17 protein-coding genes are annotated in these 17,151 nt (G+C 73.2%); 6 read left to right on the top strand and 11 right to left on the bottom strand.

The features are described from left to right. Window positions 1-22: 22 nt before the first annotated feature. Window positions 23-1,396, bottom strand: coding sequence for an FAD-dependent oxidoreductase (locus ACGF07_RS07020; protein WP_392896106.1), 1,374 nt, complete (start codon window positions 1,394-1,396; stop codon window positions 23-25). Window positions 1,397-1,691: 295 nt separating this feature from the next. Between ACGF07_RS07020 and ACGF07_RS07015 the strand changes: the two genes are divergently transcribed. Together ACGF07_RS07015 and ACGF07_RS07010 are read left to right on the top strand one after the other, a co-directional pair. After that, window positions 1,692-2,333: a DUF4360 domain-containing protein gene (locus tag ACGF07_RS07015; protein WP_392896104.1), complete on the top strand. Its 642-nt coding sequence runs from the start codon at window positions 1,692-1,694 to the stop codon at window positions 2,331-2,333. 384 nt (window positions 2,334-2,717) lie between these two features. Beyond that, the gene (locus ACGF07_RS07010) at window positions 2,718-4,367 is read left to right on the top strand and encodes a purple acid phosphatase family protein (protein ID WP_392896102.1); all 1,650 of its coding nucleotides are present in this window, start codon (window positions 2,718-2,720) and stop codon (window positions 4,365-4,367) included. A 227-nt stretch (window positions 4,368-4,594) separates the two neighbouring features. Here the strand turns inward: ACGF07_RS07010 and ACGF07_RS07005 are convergent, their stop codons facing one another. The 5 genes from ACGF07_RS07005 to ACGF07_RS06985 form a co-directional block, all read right to left on the bottom strand. Then, on the bottom strand, window positions 4,595-6,055 hold the full coding sequence (locus ACGF07_RS07005; RefSeq protein WP_392896100.1) for a cytochrome P450: 1,461 nt from the start codon (window positions 6,053-6,055) through the stop codon (window positions 4,595-4,597). A 39-nt stretch (window positions 6,056-6,094) separates the two neighbouring features. Next, window positions 6,095-6,712, bottom strand: a complete 618-nt coding sequence (locus ACGF07_RS07000) for an ATP/GTP-binding protein (RefSeq protein WP_350735440.1) — start codon at window positions 6,710-6,712, stop codon at window positions 6,095-6,097. Next, a complete protein-coding gene (locus tag ACGF07_RS06995) occupies window positions 6,693-7,052 on the bottom strand; it encodes a DUF742 domain-containing protein (RefSeq protein ID WP_350735438.1) in 360 nt (119 codons plus the stop codon). The genes ACGF07_RS07000 and ACGF07_RS06995 overlap by 20 nt, the downstream gene beginning before the upstream one ends. 63 nt (window positions 7,053-7,115) lie before the next feature. Continuing rightward, window positions 7,116-7,502, bottom strand: coding sequence for a roadblock/LC7 domain-containing protein (locus ACGF07_RS06990; RefSeq protein ID WP_350735435.1), 387 nt, complete (start codon window positions 7,500-7,502; stop codon window positions 7,116-7,118). Window positions 7,503-7,519: 17 nt separating this feature from the next. Further along, window positions 7,520-9,184 (bottom strand): ATP-binding protein, encoded by a 1,665-nt coding sequence (locus ACGF07_RS06985; RefSeq protein ID WP_392896097.1) that lies wholly within the window; start codon window positions 9,182-9,184, stop codon window positions 7,520-7,522. Window positions 9,185-9,622: 438 nt separating this feature from the next. Between ACGF07_RS06985 and ACGF07_RS06980 the strand changes: the two genes are divergently transcribed. Together ACGF07_RS06980 and ACGF07_RS06975 are read left to right on the top strand one after the other, a co-directional pair. Further along, window positions 9,623-10,558 carry a class I SAM-dependent methyltransferase gene (locus ACGF07_RS06980; RefSeq protein ID WP_392896095.1) on the top strand — a complete coding sequence of 312 codons (936 nt, stop codon included), beginning with the start codon at window positions 9,623-9,625 and terminating at the stop codon, window positions 10,556-10,558. A gap of 4 nt (window positions 10,559-10,562) precedes the next feature. Beyond that, window positions 10,563-11,075 (top strand): GNAT family N-acetyltransferase, encoded by a 513-nt coding sequence (locus tag ACGF07_RS06975; RefSeq protein WP_350735426.1) that lies wholly within the window; start codon window positions 10,563-10,565, stop codon window positions 11,073-11,075. 40 nt (window positions 11,076-11,115) lie between these two features. Here the strand turns inward: ACGF07_RS06975 and ACGF07_RS06970 are convergent, their stop codons facing one another. From ACGF07_RS06970 to ACGF07_RS06955, 4 genes are all read right to left on the bottom strand, one after another. Continuing rightward, on the bottom strand, window positions 11,116-11,658 hold the full coding sequence (locus tag ACGF07_RS06970) for a GNAT family N-acetyltransferase (RefSeq protein WP_350735423.1): 543 nt from the start codon (window positions 11,656-11,658) through the stop codon (window positions 11,116-11,118). A 166-nt stretch (window positions 11,659-11,824) separates the two neighbouring features. Further along, window positions 11,825-12,052, bottom strand: a complete 228-nt coding sequence (locus tag ACGF07_RS06965; protein WP_350735419.1) for a DUF6458 family protein — start codon at window positions 12,050-12,052, stop codon at window positions 11,825-11,827. Between the two features lie 123 nt (window positions 12,053-12,175). After that, entirely contained in the window at window positions 12,176-12,340 is a 165-nt protein-coding gene (locus ACGF07_RS06960; protein WP_350735416.1) for a hypothetical protein, read from the bottom strand. 56 nt (window positions 12,341-12,396) lie between these two features. After that, entirely contained in the window at window positions 12,397-12,930 is a 534-nt protein-coding gene (locus tag ACGF07_RS06955) for a hypothetical protein (RefSeq protein ID WP_392896092.1), read from the bottom strand. Between the two features lie 372 nt (window positions 12,931-13,302). On the opposite strand from ACGF07_RS06955, the gene ACGF07_RS06950 reads away from it, so the two are divergent. Continuing rightward, window positions 13,303-15,018 carry a carbohydrate binding domain-containing protein gene (locus ACGF07_RS06950; RefSeq protein ID WP_392896091.1) on the top strand — a complete coding sequence of 572 codons (1,716 nt, stop codon included), beginning with the start codon at window positions 13,303-13,305 and terminating at the stop codon, window positions 15,016-15,018. A gap of 152 nt (window positions 15,019-15,170) precedes the next feature. Here ACGF07_RS06950 and ACGF07_RS06945 read toward each other — a convergent pair whose 3' ends face one another. After that, complete coding sequence (locus ACGF07_RS06945; RefSeq protein WP_392896089.1) at window positions 15,171-16,178, bottom strand: NADP-dependent oxidoreductase; 1,008 nt, start codon at window positions 16,176-16,178, stop codon at window positions 15,171-15,173. A 245-nt stretch (window positions 16,179-16,423) separates the two neighbouring features. On the opposite strand from ACGF07_RS06945, the gene ACGF07_RS06940 reads away from it, so the two are divergent. After that, a complete protein-coding gene (locus tag ACGF07_RS06940; RefSeq protein WP_392896087.1) occupies window positions 16,424-17,062 on the top strand; it encodes a hypothetical protein in 639 nt (212 codons plus the stop codon). The last annotated feature ends 89 nt before the right edge of the window (window positions 17,063-17,151 follow it).

Genomic DNA, 17,151 nt, shown 5'->3' with positions numbered 1-17,151 from the left:
ACCGCGCGGTGCCCGGCGGGACTCAGCCGGGGATGGTCGCGTCCCACTGGGCCCGAGTCGGCCCGTCGTGCTGGGGAGTGAAGTCCGGGCGGGCATCGAGCCAGGCGGTGAGGTGGCGCTCCACCTCCTCGGTGCCGTAGGCCTCCTCGGCCGGGCGGACGAGGTGGCGCACCTGGGCGCGGGCCCTCATGACGACGGGGTCCTCGAAGGCGCAGGCTGCCAGCGCCGCGGCCCGGCGGTCCAAGAGCGGTGAACCCTCGGCGAGGCGTTGGGCGTTGACGCGGTCGGCCGTCACCTGGGCATCGAACCACGGGCGGAGGGCCTGGACGGTCCAGGCGTGGTAGCCGTCGGGGTCGGCGGCGATCTCGTCGGCGTGGCCGGCGAGGTACTGGCCGGCGAGCAGACCGAGGGCCACGCCATGGCCCAGCGTGGGATTGGTGTGGATGAGGCTGTCCCCGATGCTGATCAGTCCGGTGACGACGGGCCCGGCCTCGTTCGCGAGGGCCGTCCAGCGGTTGTCCAGCCCGGCCATCGCCAGGACGGCCGACCGGGGCTCGGGATCCAGGTCGAGCCAGGCGGCGCAGGCGGGGAACCTGCGGGCAACGGCCTCGAACACGGCGGGGTCCATCAGCGCGCTGCGGGTCGGATCGCCGGTGGAGAGCACCAGGTTCACCGCGAAGGTGCCGTTGTCGGAAGGGAAGACGCCGGCCAGGGCGAACGGTGCGGCCGAACCGGTCCTCACCTGCCCGGGATCGCGGGGGCCGTCGGCCCGCAGCCGGTACCAGCGGCACAGGTAGGCGATCCCGGCACGGTGGCTCTCGACCGCGGGCGGACGGCAGCCGGCCGCGACCAGCCAGCCCGGAACCGGCGAACGGCGGCCGGAGGCGTCGACGACGAGGTCCGCCTGGTGAGTCCGCGCGCCCACCCGCACTCCGGTGACCCGGGCCGGCCGGCCTTCGTCGACGACGAGACCGCTCACCCGGTGGCCTCCCCGCACCTCGACGGTGGGTTCCCGCCGCAGGGCCGCGATCAGGGCGGCCTCCAGCACGATGCGGCGGGTGCGCAGGGTGACCAGTTGCTCATCGCCGGCCCGGTGCGGCGGATGCTCGCCGAACCAGTCGAACTCGTGGTACTCCCGGGCCCCGCGAGCCAACAGGTCGGCGTAGACGTCGGGACTCTCAGTGCGCAGCACGGTCCGTACCGGCGCGAGCAACGAGTGGGGCTGGACGGCCTGCGGGACGCGGGGCCGGCGCCAGTCGAAGAAGTCGCGTTCCAGGTCCTCCCCGGCCTGTCGCGCGTCCTGTTCGAACAGTGTGACCGGGTGTCCCCGCCGACCGAGCATGAGGGCCGTTCCCAGCCCGCTGATACCGCCACCGATCACTGCAACCCGCGCCAACTGGCTCCCCTTCGCGTCGTGTTGCGGAGCGAGCCTACCGCACGGTGATCTTCGCCTCGCGGACGGGTCGTCGACTGCGGGGCTCGGGGTGGAGTGCGGGGCCGGGCGAAGGGCTCGAACAGCCCGGGCATGGCGGCCGTCGGCGTTGGCCCGGATCGTGGTGACCATGCGTCACCCTCTGGACACAGTGCGCTCGAGCGTGATGGCATAGCCATGTCAATCCGGCTGGCGCGCCCGCGCCAGGACCGGGGCAATCGCCGTCCCCGGCTCCGGTGGACGATCGAAGGGAAGCCCCATGCTCCTCCGCACACTGGCCGTCGCGACCGCCGTCCCCGCCGCGCTCGCCGGCTCGCTGGCCTTCGGCGCTGACTCGCTCCCGAGCCCGCCGGACCGGATCGTCATCGACGTCGCCACGGTCAACGGCTCCGGCTGCCCGGCGGGGACGGCGGCGGTGGCCGTGGCGCCCGACAACACCGCCTTCACCGTGACGTACAGCAGCTACCTCGCCCAGGTCGGCGTGGGCTCCAAGCCGACCGACTTCCGGAAGAACTGCCAGCTCGACCTTCGCGTGCACGTCCCGCAGGGCTTCACCTACGCGATCGCCTCCGCCGACTACCGCGGCTTCGCCCACCTGGAGCCGGGAGCGACCGGCACCCAGCGGGCCGGCTACTACTTCCAGGGCCAGTCGGGGACGACCTCCCAGAGCCACCGCTTCACCGGCCCGAGGGACGACAACTGGCAGGCGACCGACACCGTCGACGTCGCCTCCCTGGTGTTCGCCCCCTGCGGGGAGGAGCGCAACTTCAACATCAACACCGAGCTGCGAGTCGCCGCCGGTTCCTCGGACCCGACCCGCACCACCAGCTTCATGACGATGGACTCGACGGACGGCGACATCAACACTGTCTACCACCTCGCCTGGAAGCACTGCCCCTGACGCGATCCGCCTGACCCCGGTGCCGGCCGCCACGCTCCGGCCCCGGTCCACCGACCCGCGATCCTCGAATCCCAGGGCCCGCCCCGGCCCCGGCGGAGCCCCGGCCGCCGGGGCCGGGGCGCATTCCGTGCCGGGTGCGGCATTCGCGGGGATGTCACCGGCCGGCCACTCCAGCCACGCCGGCCACTCCAGCCACGCCGGCCACTCCAGCCACGCCGGCCCGTCCAGCCAAGCCGGCCCGTCCCGCCATGCCGGCCACTCCGGCCGCGCGAAGTCATCCCGGCCACGCCGGGCATGACCCCTCGTCAGAAACCGATCGCCTGTGCATGCTCATGTCGCTACAGTGCTGCGGATCCCGAACCCCCACTCGGCGGACGGAGCACCATGACGATCGCACGCAGGTCCATCCTCAAGGGCACGTCGGCGGCCGGTGCCGCCCTGGTCGCGGGTGGTGCCGTCGCCCAGCCGGCTGCGGCCGCGGACCCCGGCGGTCCGGACGACGACGCACCCGCGAGTCCGCTGCTGCAGACCACCCCGCACCGCGCCGGGGCGCCGAGCGTCAGCGGCGTGCACCTGCAGTTCGGCACCGACCCGGCCACCGCGATGACGGTCTCCTGGATCACTCCGCAGTCCGTCCGCCGCCCGCAGGTCCGGCTCGGCACGCCCGACGGAGGCCCCGGCCGGGTCGTCGAGGCGGAGACCCGCACCTACCGCGACGCCCTCGGCAAGGACGAGGTGTACGTCCACCACGCCAGGCTCACCGGCCTGCGCCCGGCCACCACCTACCTGTACACCGCGGGCCACGACGGCGCGAATCCGGAGACCGGCAGCTTCACCACCGCCCCGCGCGGCCGAGCGCCCTTCACCTTCACCAGCTTCGGCGACCAGGCCACCCCCAACCTCCGCCGCCGACTGGTCCTCCCCGACGGCATGCCCTCACCGCTCGGCAAGTACCCGGTGTACATGAGCAGCCAGATCGGTTCCCCGCACGCCGCCGACATCGTCGCCGCCGTCGAACGCGTCGGCCCGCTGTTCAACCTGGTCAACGGCGACCTCTGCTACGCCTCCTACAGCGGCCGCCACGGCCAGAGCCGCACCGCCACCTGGGCCGACTGGTTCATCAACAACAGCCGCTCGACCCGGTCGCGCCCGTGGATGCCCTGCGCCGGGAACCACGAGAACGAGAGCGGCAACGGCCCGATCGGCGCCCTCGGCTACCAGACCTACTTCTCGCTGCCCGACTCCACCGCGGACCGCGACGAGGAGACCAGGAGCATGTGGTACGCCTTCACCGTCGGCTCGGTGCGCTTCATCAGCCTGTCCAACGACGACGTGGCCATCCAGAACTCCGGTGAGAGCTATCTGCGCGGCTTCTCGGGAGGAGCCCAACTCCGCTGGCTGGAACGCGAGCTGCGTACGGCCCGGAGCAGCCGGGGGATCGACTGGATCGTGGTCTGCATGCACCACCCGATGATCTCCACCTCCAAGCACGGCTCCGGCAGCGATCTCGGCGTCCGCGAGTCCTGGGGCCCGCTGTTCGACGCCTACGGGGTCGACCTCGTGGTCAGCGGCCACGAGCACTACTACGAGCGCTCCCACCCCGTCCGCGGAACCCTGCCCAACGACACCCGCACCCCGGTCCCGACCGGTACGGACCCGCGCCTGGCCGACACCAGCCGCGGCACCGTCCACATGGTCATCGGCGCCGGAGGCAATGCCGCCACCACCCAGGACGACCTGTTCGAGCGGCCCCAGGGCCGGGTGGTGATCGGCCTGGAGGACCACCCCGCCCCGGGCGCCCCGTACCGGGAGTCGATCTGGCTCACCGAGGACGCGCCGTGGTCCGCCTTCCAGGACCGCGTCCACACCCACGGCTTCGCCGCCTTCGACGTCGACCCGGGGGACCGGCCCGGCGGCACCACCACGATGCGGGTCACCTACTACACCTTCGACGGCCCGCACGGGGACCTCACCCCGGTGGACACCTTCACCCTGCACCGCCGCCGTACCGACGCCGGTGGGGACCAGTACTGAGCACGCGGCAGGCGGGGGGCGGGAGACCACCGGCCCCCCGCCCCCCGCCTGGCGAGCGCCGAGTGACCATCAGCGCCGGAAGAAGCCGACCAGCGCGCGGCGAGAGATCAGCACACGGCGCGGCTCACCACCGCACACCTCGGCGTACCGCCGCACGACGGCGACTGACCACCGCGCGACGGCACTGACCACCGCGCGACGCGGCCGTCAGCACACGACGCCGCTGATCACCGCCGGAAGATCCCGGTCAGCACGTCCCACCAACTGCGCCGCTGCGCCGGAACGGCCGCCGGCGCAGCGGCTGCGGCCGCCGCCCGCTGGACGGCCCGGAGCGCCTCCGCCTCCCGGGCGGCCCGTTCCTCCGCGGCCAGCTGGGCCTCCGCCACCGACTCCGGGTCGGGTTCGATCTCGCGCGGGGTGAACTCCACCGGCAGTGCCGTCAGGTGGCGGGAGATCCAGGACGAGCTCCAGGTCAACTCCTCCTCCGGCACCGCCAGCCGGAGGTCCGGCAGCAGTGTGAGCAGGATGTCGATCCCGGCCTCCGCGACGTGCCGTCCGATGTCCTGCCCGGGGCACTCGTGCGGCCCGGCTCCGAAGGACAGGTGCGAGCGGTTGCCGTACAGCGGGGTGGCGAGGTCGGGCCGGATCACCGGGTCGACGTTGCCCGCCGCGAGGCCGAGCAACAGGAAGTCGCCGGCCTTGATCTGCTGGCCGCCGAGTTCGGTGTCGGCCGTCGCGCAGCGTCCGGCGACCAGCGACATCGGCGGCGAGTCCCAGAGCACCTGGTCCAGCGCCTCACCCAGGGTCATCTGCCCGCCGGACAGGTGGGCGCGGAAGCGCGGGTCGGTGAGCACCATCTTCAGCGAGTCGGCGATCAGGTTGACGGTCGTCTCGTTGGCCGCCAGCAGCACCACCCGCAGGTGCTCCATCACCTCGTCCTCGGTCAGCCCGGCCGGGTGCGCCAGGAGCCGGCTGGTCAGGTCGTCGCCGGGGTGGTCGCGCTTGTAGGTGATGGTCCGGCGCAGGCTCGCCACCACGTACTCGTTGCTGGCGATCGCCGTCTCGGTGCCCTTCATCAGGTCGCGCGCGGCGTTCACCAGCTGCGGCCCGTACTCGTCGGGCATGCCGATCAGCTTGGTCATCACCAGCATCGGCAGGTGCTCGGCGAACTGGGAGACCAGCTCGGCCCGGCCGGTCGTGCCGACCACCTGCACCAGGTCGGTGGTGAAGCGGCGGACGTGGCGGCGGATGCCGCGCCGGTCGAAGCCGTTCAGGCCGTCCAGGACGGCGCCGCGCAGCCGGCGGTGCTCCTCGCCGTCGGCGAAGACGCAGATCGGCTGCCAGGCGACCACCGGCAGCAGCGGGGAGTCGGCCGGGATCTCGTTGCTGCGGAAGGCGCTCCAGAGCCGGGAGTCGCGGGAGAACAGCGACGGGGTGCGCATCGCGGTGATGTTGGCGGCGTGGCCGAGGATCAGCCAGGCCCGGTGGTCGCCGTGCAGCAGCACCGGGGCGACCTCGCCGTACTCGGCGCGCAGCTTCTCGTAGAGGCCCGCCGGATCGGCCTCGGCCTCCGGGCCGTACAGGCGTCGCAGGCCGCCGGGGCCGATCGGCCCGATGTCGCGGCCGTGGGCCGGGCAGCCGGGCGGCGGTGCGAGGGCGGCGTCGTCGGCGGGGAACGGGGTGGTCACAGGGGCTCCGGTTGCGGGGTGCGGAAGGGGGGAGGGTTGTCAGGCGGTGGGCGGGGCGGCGAGTTCGTACAGGTAGTGCATCAGCGCCATCAGGGTGTCGCGGCTGGATTGGCGGCTGCGGGCGTCACAGGCCACGATCGGCACGTCGGCCGGGAGGTCGAGTGCCTGCCGCAGCTCCTCGAGCGCGTAACTCGGCGCCTCCGGGAAGCCGTTGACGGCCACCACGAACGGGACGCCGCGGTCCTCCAGCCGTCCGATCACCTCGAAGCTGACTTCCAGCCGGCGGGTGTCGACCAGCACCACGGCACCGAGCGCCCCCTCGAACAGTCCGTTCCAGAGGAACCAGAACCGCTCCTGCCCGGGGGTGCCGAAGACGTACAGCACGAGCTTGTCGCTGATGCTGATCCGGCCGAAGTCCATGGCCACCGTGGTGGAGGTCTTGCGTTCGACTCCGGTCGGGTCGTCCACGCCGACCCCGGCCTGGGTCATGGTCTCCTCGGTGGTCAGCGGGCGGATCTCGCTGACCGAGCCGACCAGCGTGGTCTTGCCGACGCCGAAGCCACCGACGATCACCACCTTCACCGCCGTGGCGACGGTGTCGGGCAGCAGGTCCGAGCTCGCCGGGCCGACGACCGTGTCAGAGCCGCTGTAGTCCATGGATCACCGCCTCCAACAGGGCACGGTCGGGGAGTTCCGCCGCCGGGATGGCGGCGCGGGCCTCGATCCGCCCGTCGTCGAGCAGGTCCGCCAGCAGGACGATGACCACGCTCGGGGGCAGTTCGAGATAGGCGGAGACCTCTGCCACCGAGAGCGGGGAGCGGCACAGCCGCAGGATGGCCGCGTGCTCGGGCTGCATGGCGGGGGTCGGCTCCGCGCGGGAGACGATCAGGGTGACCAGGTCGAAGACGCCCGGCCCGGAGGGGCCGCTGCGGCCCCGGGTGATCACGTACAGGCGATCTGGGTCCGGTCCCTCCCAGCCGCCCTGTTCGGCCGTCATGTCATCGCCTCGGGGTGCTGGTTCACGTCACCGCCCGGGCGCCGCGGCGGTTCACCGGCCGGATCACGCGACCACCTCGGGGTTGCGCGGCGGGGTGGAGAGGTGCTCGCCGATCCGTTCCACCAGGTCGCGCATCTGGTGGCTCACCAGTCCGGCGTCCACCCCTTCGTCGGCGAGCACCGCGAGGTAGGCGCGGTCGCCCGCCGACATCAGGTAGAAGTAGCCGCCGTCGACCTCGATGACGACCAGCCGCATCGAGCCGTTGCCGTGCGGGAACTCGTGCCCGACCGCCGCGGCCAGGCTCTGCAGGCCGGCGCAGGCGGCGGCGAGGCGGTCGGCGGTGTCCGGGTCGGCGCCGTACTGGGCGATCCGCAGGCCGTCGGCGGAGAGCACGATGACGTGGCGCACGTACGGGACGCTGTGTGCGAGGTCGTTGAGGATCCAGTCCATGTTGCTGCGGTGCGGAATCACTGCTCGCCTTTCCCTGCCGTCTCTTCACTGGTCTGTCCGGTGCCGGGTTGCCCGGCGCCGGTCTGTCCGGTCGAACTCGCCGACGGGCCGGTGCCCTTGTAGCCGTCCATGAACGCCTCCAGCCACAGGCCGGGCTTCTTCGCGGCCGGCCGGGGGGTCGGGCCCGCAGGACCCGCCGCCGGCCCCGAGGTCGGCCCGCTGAGGTGCGCGCCGGTGCCCTTGGGCTGCGCGGCGGCGCGCGGGGCCGGGGCGAAGGCGGCCCGGCCGGTCGGCCGGTGGCGGCGGCGCTGCGGCAGGCCGTTGGCCGTCCGCTCGGTGATGGTCACCTCGTCGTCCCCGGGCTCCGGGCCGGCGGACCCCCACGGACTGGTCGAGCCGTAGGACGGCCCGACGCCGGCCGACGGCGCGGAGGTCCGGGCGCCCCAGGGCCGGGAGGGCGTGGTCTGCCGGGGCGGGTTCGCCGGGAGCGGGCGCGGGCCGGAGAAGGCGCCGATGCCGTGGGCCCGGCCGGTCGGGGGCGCGGTGGTGAGCAGTTCCTGGGGGACGACCAGCACCGCGCGCACGCCGCCGTACGCCGACCGGCGCAGCGACACCTGGAAGCCGTACGCCTGGCAGAGCCGGCCGAGGATGGCGAAGCCCAGCCGGGGGGACTCGGTGAGGTCGTCGAAGTCCTTGGAGACCATGGCCTCGCGCATCGAGCGCTCGGCCCGGGCGCGGGCCTCGTCGGTGAGCCCGAGGCCGCCGTCCTCGACCTCGATCGCTATTCCGCTCTGCACCTCGGAGGCGCTCAGGTGGACGTGGGTGTGCGGCGGGGAGTAGCGGGTGGCGTTGTCGAGGAGTTCGGCCACGGCGTGGATCAGCGGTTCGACGGCCGGGCCGGTGACGGAGATCTGGGTGACCGGGTGGAGGTCGACCCGCTGGTACTCCAGGATGCGGGACATCCCGCCGCGCAGGACGCTGTAGAGCGCGATCGGCCGGGTCCACTGCCGGCCGGGTCGGGCGCCGGAGAGCACGGCGATGGAGTCGGCGAGGCGGCCGACCAGGGCGTTGCCGTGGTCCAGGCGCAGCAGGTCGTCGAAGACGGCCGGGTCGTTGCCGTGCCGGTCCTCCATCTCGCGCAGGTCCTTGGCCTGCCGGTGGATGATCGCCTGGACGCGGCGGGCGAGGTTGACGAAGGCGCGCTCGGCGGAGTCGCGCCGGCTGACCTCGTCGTCGACGGCCTTGGCGATGCCCCGGGCGACCATCTCGAGCGACTCGCGGAACTTCCGGGAGAGCAGCGGGTTCGGCTGCTGGAAGGGCTTGAGCAGCACGTCGATGGAGGAGCCGTACCGGGCCCCGCCGACCAGGCGGCGCAGTTCGCCGGCGGCGAGCCGCTCGATTTCGTCCTCCTGGGCGGCCAGCTTGCGGTGCAACTCGTCGACCCGCCGGATGTGTTCGGCGCGCAGTTCCTCGAGCGCCCGGCCGCGTCGGGCGGATTCGGCGGCCACCACGGCGACCAGCACGGTGGCGGTGGCCCCGCACCACAGCACCCCGGCCCGGGCTTCGACGGACACCACCACCGCGGCGACCGCCACCGCCACGGCCATGACGGCAGTGGGCAGCAGCCAGCCGAGCAGAGGCGCGGGGCGCCGTCTGGTGGGTGACGATCCAGCTCGAAGCATTCGGCATCCTCAAACGATCGGAACAGAACGGGGACGGGCGACGACCGGCTCCGGAGGCGTGGTGCTGCAGCATAGCCAAGTTCAGGACAACCCTGACCGAAACTCAAAAATACTGTCCGTCAACCGACTTGTGGCAACTTGCCGGACATGCCAGACATCTCGCACACCAGTCGCAGCCCGGGTCGGTCACCGCCCGGTCACCAGGCTTCTCGCCTCGGACCCTCCGCACCGGCAACCCGGCCGGGATTCGCTCATGCGAAGGGTTTCCGGCTCAATTCGCCGCGTGCGGCGGATAGTTCGTGCTAGGGCTCGGACGCGGCGGCCTCCATCACCCGTGCGGGGGATATTTTGGCCCGCCCACGGCGTGGCGCAACATCTGTTGCCTCTCTGGGCAATGCCTGTTGACGGCCGCTGCGCGCGGGACCTACTGTGCGGGCCATGAACACGGACGATCTCGGGCGCCGGGTGGCGGACGACGTGGCGGGCGAGGGAGGACTCGACGGGCTGCGGCGGCTGTCGGGGGTGATCGCGGCCCTAGAGGAGCGGCGCACCGGTCTGGTCGAGGAGCTCCGGCGCGGGAAGCAGGCGACCTGGGAGGAGATCGGCCGCGCCTGCGGAATGACCCGCCAGGGCGCCACCCGGCGCTGGACGGGGCGGCTGCAGGCCCGCTCCTTCGGCACCGCGGCCGCCTCCTACCAGCACGGGCGCCCCGGCTACCCCCACGCGCTGATCGGCTCGGCGGTGCCGCGCGAGGCCCGCAGGGTGCTCGATCTCGGCGCCGGCACGGGCCAGTTGACCCGACTGCTCGTCGACGCCGGCCTCGACGTCGTCGCCGTCGAGCCGGACGAGGACATGCGGGCCCTGCTCGCCGCGCACGCGCCCCGGGCGGCGGTCCGGGCCGGCACGGCCGAGCGGATCCCGCTGCCGGACGGCAGCGTGGACGCGGTCGTGGTCGCCCACGCCTGGCACTGGTTCGACCAGGCGGCGGCCCTCTCCGAGATCGCCCGCGTGCTCACCCCCGGAGGCACTCTCGCCCTGGTGTGGAACGTCCGTGACGAGTCGCAGCCCTGGACGGCCGAACTCGGCGCCCTGATGCGCCGCAGCGCCCGTCGGCGGATCGACACCGCGCCCGTAATCCCCGCCCCGTTCGGCGCGCCCGAGCGGCTGGAGATCCGCTGGGAGCACCAGAGCACCCCGGCCGGGATCCTCGACATGGTCGCCTCGCGCAGCTACGTCATCGCCCTGCCCGAAGCCGAGCGCGCCGGCCTGCTGGCCGACGTCGAGCGCCTGCTCGCCACCCATCCCGACCTGGCCGGTCGGGAGCGGATCGCCATGCCCTACCTCACGAGGTGCACCCGTGTCCGTCTCGGCTGAAACCATGACGGTCCGCCGCCTCGGCGTCGCGGACGCCGGACCGTACCGCGCCTTCCGGCTGACGGCCCTGGAGGAGACACCCGGCGCCTTCACCTCCGGCCACGCCGAGGAGCGCGGCAAACCGCTCGCCGACACGGTCCGGCGCCTCGCCGAGGCCGAGGCCGGGCCGGGCGCGCTGCTCGGCGCCTTCGACGACGGCGGCACGCTCCTCGGCACCGCCGGACTGCGGGTCCATCCGCGCGCCCAGGAGCGGCACAAGGCCACCCTGTACGGCATGGCGGTGGCCCGCGCCGCCGGAGGGCGGGGGATCGGCCGGGCCCTGGTCGAGCGGGTCCTCACGATCGCCGCCGCGGACGGGCGGTTGCGCCAGGTGCTGCTGACCGTCTCGGAGGGCAACGAGCCGGCGCTGCGGCTCTACACTGCCTGCGGCTTCGAGGTGTGGGGCCGGGAGCCGAGGGCCGTCCTGGTGGACGGGCGGGAGGTCGCCAAGCTGCACATGGTGCGCCTGCTGGACTGACCGGTCGCGGGGCAACCGGCCGCGGTGCCGTGCCGCCGCCTCAACGACCGGCTGCGGGGTACTGGTCCGATGACAGTCCGAACACCCGGACCCGCCGACCGCTGGTGGGAGTGACGGTCTCCCGGACCAGGCGCATCCCGAGTTTGGCCGTGACCCGTTCGGAGGCGCGGTTGCCCACCTGAACGATGGAGACGACCCGGTCGAGCCCCCGCTCCTCGAATCCGAAGCGGAGGGCGGCCGCGGCGGCCTCGGTGGCCAGGCCCTGCCCCCAGTGGCTGCGCCCCAGCCGCCAGCCGACCTCGACCGCCGGCAGCACCTCCGGCAGGAAGGCCGGTACCGACAGACCGGTGAAGCCGGCCAGCTCACCGGTGGAGCGGACCTCCACGGCGAACAGGCCGAAGCCCTCCGACTCCCACTCGCCCTCCCAGGCCTGGATCCCGCTCCGGGTCTGCCCTTCGTCCCGGACCCTGCCGTCACGGATCCACCGCATGACCTCGGGGTCGGCATTGATGAGGGCCATCGGGGCGATGTCGTCCTCGCGCCAGCGACGCAGGACCAAACGGGGAGTCTCGAGCCTGACCATCCGGTCATTCTGGTTGACCAGCCGGGCCGTCAGCCATCCCCCCCGGCTCCGAGGACCCCACCGTGCGGGCCGCAGTGGCGGATAAGGGCGCACACGGTGGGCCTGCGGCCCTCGCGGGGGACTCGGACGGGACCGAGGCCAGCCCCCGCCTGGCGTCGGTGACACCTCACGGCTCGTCGTAGTAGCGCCGTTCCTCGACGACCTCGTCGGCTCCGGCCCGGCCCATGAAGCGCCGGCGCCGGAAGACGCTGGCGTAGGTGATCAGGCCGAGCAGTCCTGCGGCCATCAGGATCCAGCCGACCACGTGCACGTTCATCCCGGAGAGGTGCCAGTCGACCCCGAAGGCCAGCACCGCGCCGAAGGCGAACAGGAGGATGCACCCGCCGATACCCATCTTCTCCACTCCTCTGCGTTCGGATGGAGTCCGGCTACCCCGGAGTCGGCGGATGACACAGCGGATGACACAGGCGGTTGCGCGGTTGCCCTCCCAGCCCTCGGCCCCCCGGGGGGCCGAGGGCTACCTGCGCCCGGCCTGTCGGCGGCCGATCCTCATGCCGCCGAAGAGCAGGGCCGCGAGGAACAGGACGATCCCGATCACCAGCAACCAGAGCAGGCCCTTCACCAGGACGCCGACGAAGCCGAACACCACGGCGACGAGCACGATGAACAGGAACAGGGCCATGTGGTCTCCCTGAGTCGTTTCCCACGGTGCCGAGTTGCGGTGCGTGGCACCGCCGGTCAGGAGGGGCGCCGATGCGCCGCGCCGCCGGTGCCGTCGGTGGCGGGGTCCGGCCGCAGTGCCCGGGCGGCTTCGGCCTGGCGGGCGTCGAGGATGTCCGCCTGGCGTTCGGCCCTGGCCTCCAGCACCCGCAGCCGGGAGTCCATCAGGTCGTCGCGCGCCACCGTCCGCAGTGCCCGCCAGAGCGCGAGCTTCCCCTGGACGCCGGTGCGCATGGCCTCCGCCTCCAGGAGGTCGCTGAGCGGCGAGCGGCGCACCAGCCGTCCGTTGGGTTTCAGCCGGCCGGCCTTCTCGGCCGCCGCGCCGAGGACCATCCGGTACCGCCGGGGGCGGACGCCCAGCGCCCGCATGAGTCCGACGAGTTCGTCGCGGTCCTCGGCGACCTCCCGGGCCAGGCGCCGCAGGTCCGGCGCGGAGGGACCCTCGGGGTGCGTACGGGCGATCCGCCGCGCGAGCGCCGCGCCCGCGCAGGAACCGGCCAGGTGGTCGTTGAGGTAGATCGCGAGCAGGTGTTCGTCGTCGACGACGGCCATGCTGTCACCCCTTCACGGTGCGACGCGCCCGGCTGGGCGGCCGGAGCCCCTTCCGGTGCGGCGGATCCCGTCACTGGGTTCCGCCGTCGCGCATCGCGGGTGCCCAGCCGGGAGCGGGCGGAAACGGGAACGGCCCGGAGCCGTGGCCGGCGTCGAGCGGCGCCGAGCGGGGCCGGCCATACGGCGTCCCGGCCTCGTGGGCCGGGCCTCGTCGACCGGACCGGAATTGGTCCAGACCTATTGACGGGTCCGGTCGGCCCTCCCTACGATCCGGTCCGGCACAGCCCCACATGTCCCCACCTCACCCAGGGCCGGGCGTCACGCCCCCACGCGCTCGTCATGTCCATGGCGTCCGGCGGAAGGGAGCACCACATGTTCCGTCGGAGGCCGCACACCCCACGCCCGCCGGGCGTGGAACGCGCACCGCAGCCGAACCGCACCGCCCTGGACCGACCGGCCGCCCTGGAGCGACCGGCCGCCCTGGACCGACCGGCCGCCCTGAAGCGGCCCCTCGCCGCGGTGAGCGCGCTCGCCCTCCTCGGCGCGTGCGCCGCCGTGGCCGGGGCGGTCACGGCCGGGGCCGCCACCACCAACCTGGTGGCCAACCCCGGCTTCGAGAACGGGCTCTCCGACTGGACCTGCTCCGCCGGCTCCGGCGCGGTCGTCGGCAGCCCTGTCCACTCCGGGACCTCCGCGCTCCGGGCCGTACCGACCGGCCAGGACGACGCCCAGTGCACCCAGACCGTCAGCGTCCAGCCCGACTCCTCCTACACGCTGAGCGCCTACGTCCAGGGCAGCTACGTCTACCTGGGGGCCACCGGCACCGGAATCACCGGTGCCCAGTCCACCTGGACACCCGCCAGTCCTTCGTACGGCCAGCTCAGCGTCGGGTTCACCACCGGGCCGAACACCACCTCGGTGACCGTCTACCTGCACGGCTGGTACGGGCAGCCCGCCTACTACGCGGACGACGTGTCGCTCACCGGACCGGGCGGCAGCAGCCCCACGCCGACCGCCACCCCGCCGTCCAGTAACCCGCCCACCACGCCGCCGACCACGCCGCCGCCGACCAGCACCCCGCCGACCACGCCGCCGACCACCCCGCCGCCGACCAGCACCCCGCCCACGGGCGACACCTGCCCGACGAAGCCCAAGCCCTCCGGCAAGGTGCTGCAGGGGTACTGGGAGAACTGGGACGGCGCGGCGAACGGTGTGCACCCCGGCCTGGGCTGGATCCCCATCACCGACAGCCGGATCGCCGCGCACGGCTACAACGTCATCAACGCCGCCTTTCCGGTGATCCTCTCGGACGGCACGGTCCTGTGGCAGGACGGCATGGACGCCAACGTCAAGGTCGCGACCCCCGCCGAGATGTGCCAGGCCAAGGCGGCCGGGGCGACGATCCTGATGTCGATCGGCGGTGCCACCGCGGGCATCGACTTGAGCTCCAGCGCCGTCGCCGACCGGTTCGTGGCGACCGTCGTCCCCATCCTCAAGAAGTACAACTTCGACGGGATCGACATCGACATCGAGACCGGCCTGGCCGGAAGCGGCGACATCAACACGCTGTCCGCCTCCCAGGCCAACCTGGTGCGCATCATCGACGGCGTGCTGGCCCAGATGCCCGCGGGCTTCGGCCTGACGATGGCCCCCGAGACCGCGTACGTCACCGGCGGAAGCGTCACCTACGGCTCCATCTGGGGCGCCTACCTGCCGATCGTCAAGAAGTACGCCGACAACGGCCGGCTGTGGTGGCTGAACATGCAGTACTACAACGGCAGCATGTACGGCTGCTCCGGCGACTCCTACCAGGCCGGCACCGTCCAGGGCTTCACCGCGCAGACCACCTGCCTCGACAACGGCCTGACCGTCCAGGGCACCACCGTCCGGGTGCCCTACGACAAGCAGGTGCCCGGACTGCCGGCCCAACCCGGCGCGGGTGGCGGCTACCTGGACCCGGGCGCGGTCGGCCAGGCGTGGAACGCCTTCGGCGGCTCCCTCAAGGGGCTGATGACGTGGTCGGTCAACTGGGACGGCTCGAAGGGCTGGACCTTCGGCGACAACGTCCGGGCGCTCCAGCGCCGTTGACCTCCCCTGACCTCCCCGCGCCCCGGACCGGCGACGAGCCCGGGGCGCGGGGGCGTCGGCTCCACCGTCCCGACCTCCGCGCCCCGCGCCCGGCTGCCTCGCGCCCCGCTGCGCCGTGCCCCGGTCGGGCCGGCCACCGGCGCGGCGTGCCCTCACGTCAGGCGCAGCACCAGCTTGCCGGTGTTCTCGCCGCGGAACAGCATCCCGAGGGTCTCCGGGAAGTCGTCCACGGTCCCCTCGACCACGTGCTCCTTGACCTTGATCCGGCCGTCGCCGATCCAGCCCGCCAGCTCGGCGGCCGCGGCGCCGAACCGCCTGGCGTAGTCGAAGACCACGAAGCCCTCCATCCGGGCCCGACGCACCAGCAGCGACAGGTAGTTGGACGGGCCCTGCACGGCGCTCTCGTTGTTGTACTGGCTGATCGCGCCGCAGATCACCACCCGGGCGTGCATCGCCAGCCGGGTCAGTGCGGCGTCCAGGATCGGGCCGCCGACGTTGTCGAAGTAGACGTCGATGCCGTCCGGGGCGTGGGTGCGCAGTGCCTTGCGGACGTCCTCGGCGCGGTAGTCGATCGCCGCGTCGAAGCCGAGCTCATCGACGAGCAGCGCGCACTTCTCCGGTCCGCCCGCGATCCCGACCACCCGGCAGCCCTTGATCTTCGCGATCTGGCCGACCAGGGTGCCGACGGCCCCGGCGGCGCCGGACACCACCACCGTCTCGCCCTCCTTGAGCGCGCCGACATCCAGCAGCCCGAAGTAGGCCGTCATGCCGGGCATCCCGAGCGCCCCGAGGTAGGTCGGCAGCGGCGCGAGCGCGGGGTCCACCTTGAGCGCCCCCTTGCCGTCGGACACCGCGTACTCCTGGACCCCGAAGGTGCCGACGACGTGGTCGCCGACCTGGAACGTCGGGTGGTTGGACGCGACGACCTCGACCACCGATCCGGCCCGCATCACCTCGCCGAGGCCCACCGGCGGCAGGTAGGAGGGCCGGTCGTCCAGCCACCCGCGCATGGCGGGGTCGAGCGAGAGGTACCGCGTGCGCCCCAGGAACTCGCCGTCGCCCGGAACGCCCACGGCCTCCTCGCCGTGCGCCCAGTCCTCCGCCCGGACCTCCCCGACCGGCCGACGGGCGAGGCGGATCTGGCGGTTCACTACGGTCATGACGTCTCCAAGGGCGTGTTCGGGGTCCAGCAAGGGGCAGGGCCGAGTGTAAGCAAGCGCTTAGTCATCTGGCCAGAGCCCCCACCCGGAGACGGGGCGCCATCTCGGGAGCCGCGCCCGGTGCCGGCCGACTCCGCACCGGTGGGCCGCCGGTGGAGGGGGCGTGACCGTCGCCGGCGGCCGACGCTCTGGCCTGGCCTCGCATCAGCGGATTGCCGATCCACGACAGGAAAGCCGAGACCACCGTGAGCGTTCCCCTGCGCAGGGCAACTGCCCTACCGTTCCTCGCACTTGCCGCGGCGAGCTGCACGGCGGGCGGTACCGGCACGGCGGCCGCGGGCCCGTCCGTCGCGGTCTCCGCCTCCGCCGCGGGCCCCACCACCCCCGCCGCCGCCTCGACGCAGGCGCCGCCGTCGGAGGCCGCACCGACCGGTGCGACGACGGCGGCCGCGGTCGGTCCCGCCGGGGTGCTGGAGGCCTGGCTCGCCGACGTGTACCGCGGGGACGTCGATCAGGCGTGGACGCTCACCCGACTGCCGTCGAACGCCGGCTCCGCCGCTCAGCAGGACCGCAAGGCGGCGTTCACCCGGCTGGTGAACTCCCTGCACGAGAACTTCGTCCAGGCCGTCCACACGCCGGACTTCAAGGTCACCCACCAGGCCCCCGGGGCGGCGGGCCAGAGCGTGATCACCGACGCGGACGTGACCGTGGACGGGCACACCCTGCGGCAGGCGATCCTGAGCACCAAACAGGGCTCCGGCCAGGTGCGGCTCGCCCTCACCTTCACCCTCGGCCAGGTCACGGGCGAGTGGCGGCTGACCAACCTCGGCATGGACCTCGACGCCTCCGTCGCGGCGACAGGGGGCGCCGGCGTCACCGGCTAGACGAGTAGTTCCGAAGTCGGTCAGTGGTCGTAGGCGATCAGTGAGCGGGTCGCGGGCTGGTCTGTGGTCCGGTTGTGCCAGATCGCGCA

Origin of the sequence: Kitasatospora sp. NPDC048194, from assembly GCF_043202455.1 — a bacterium.
Classification (GTDB): domain Bacteria; phylum Actinomycetota; class Actinomycetes; order Streptomycetales; family Streptomycetaceae; genus Kitasatospora.
Note: the sequence above shows the minus strand (reverse complement) of the source record. Positions and strands in the feature narration are given on the sequence as shown.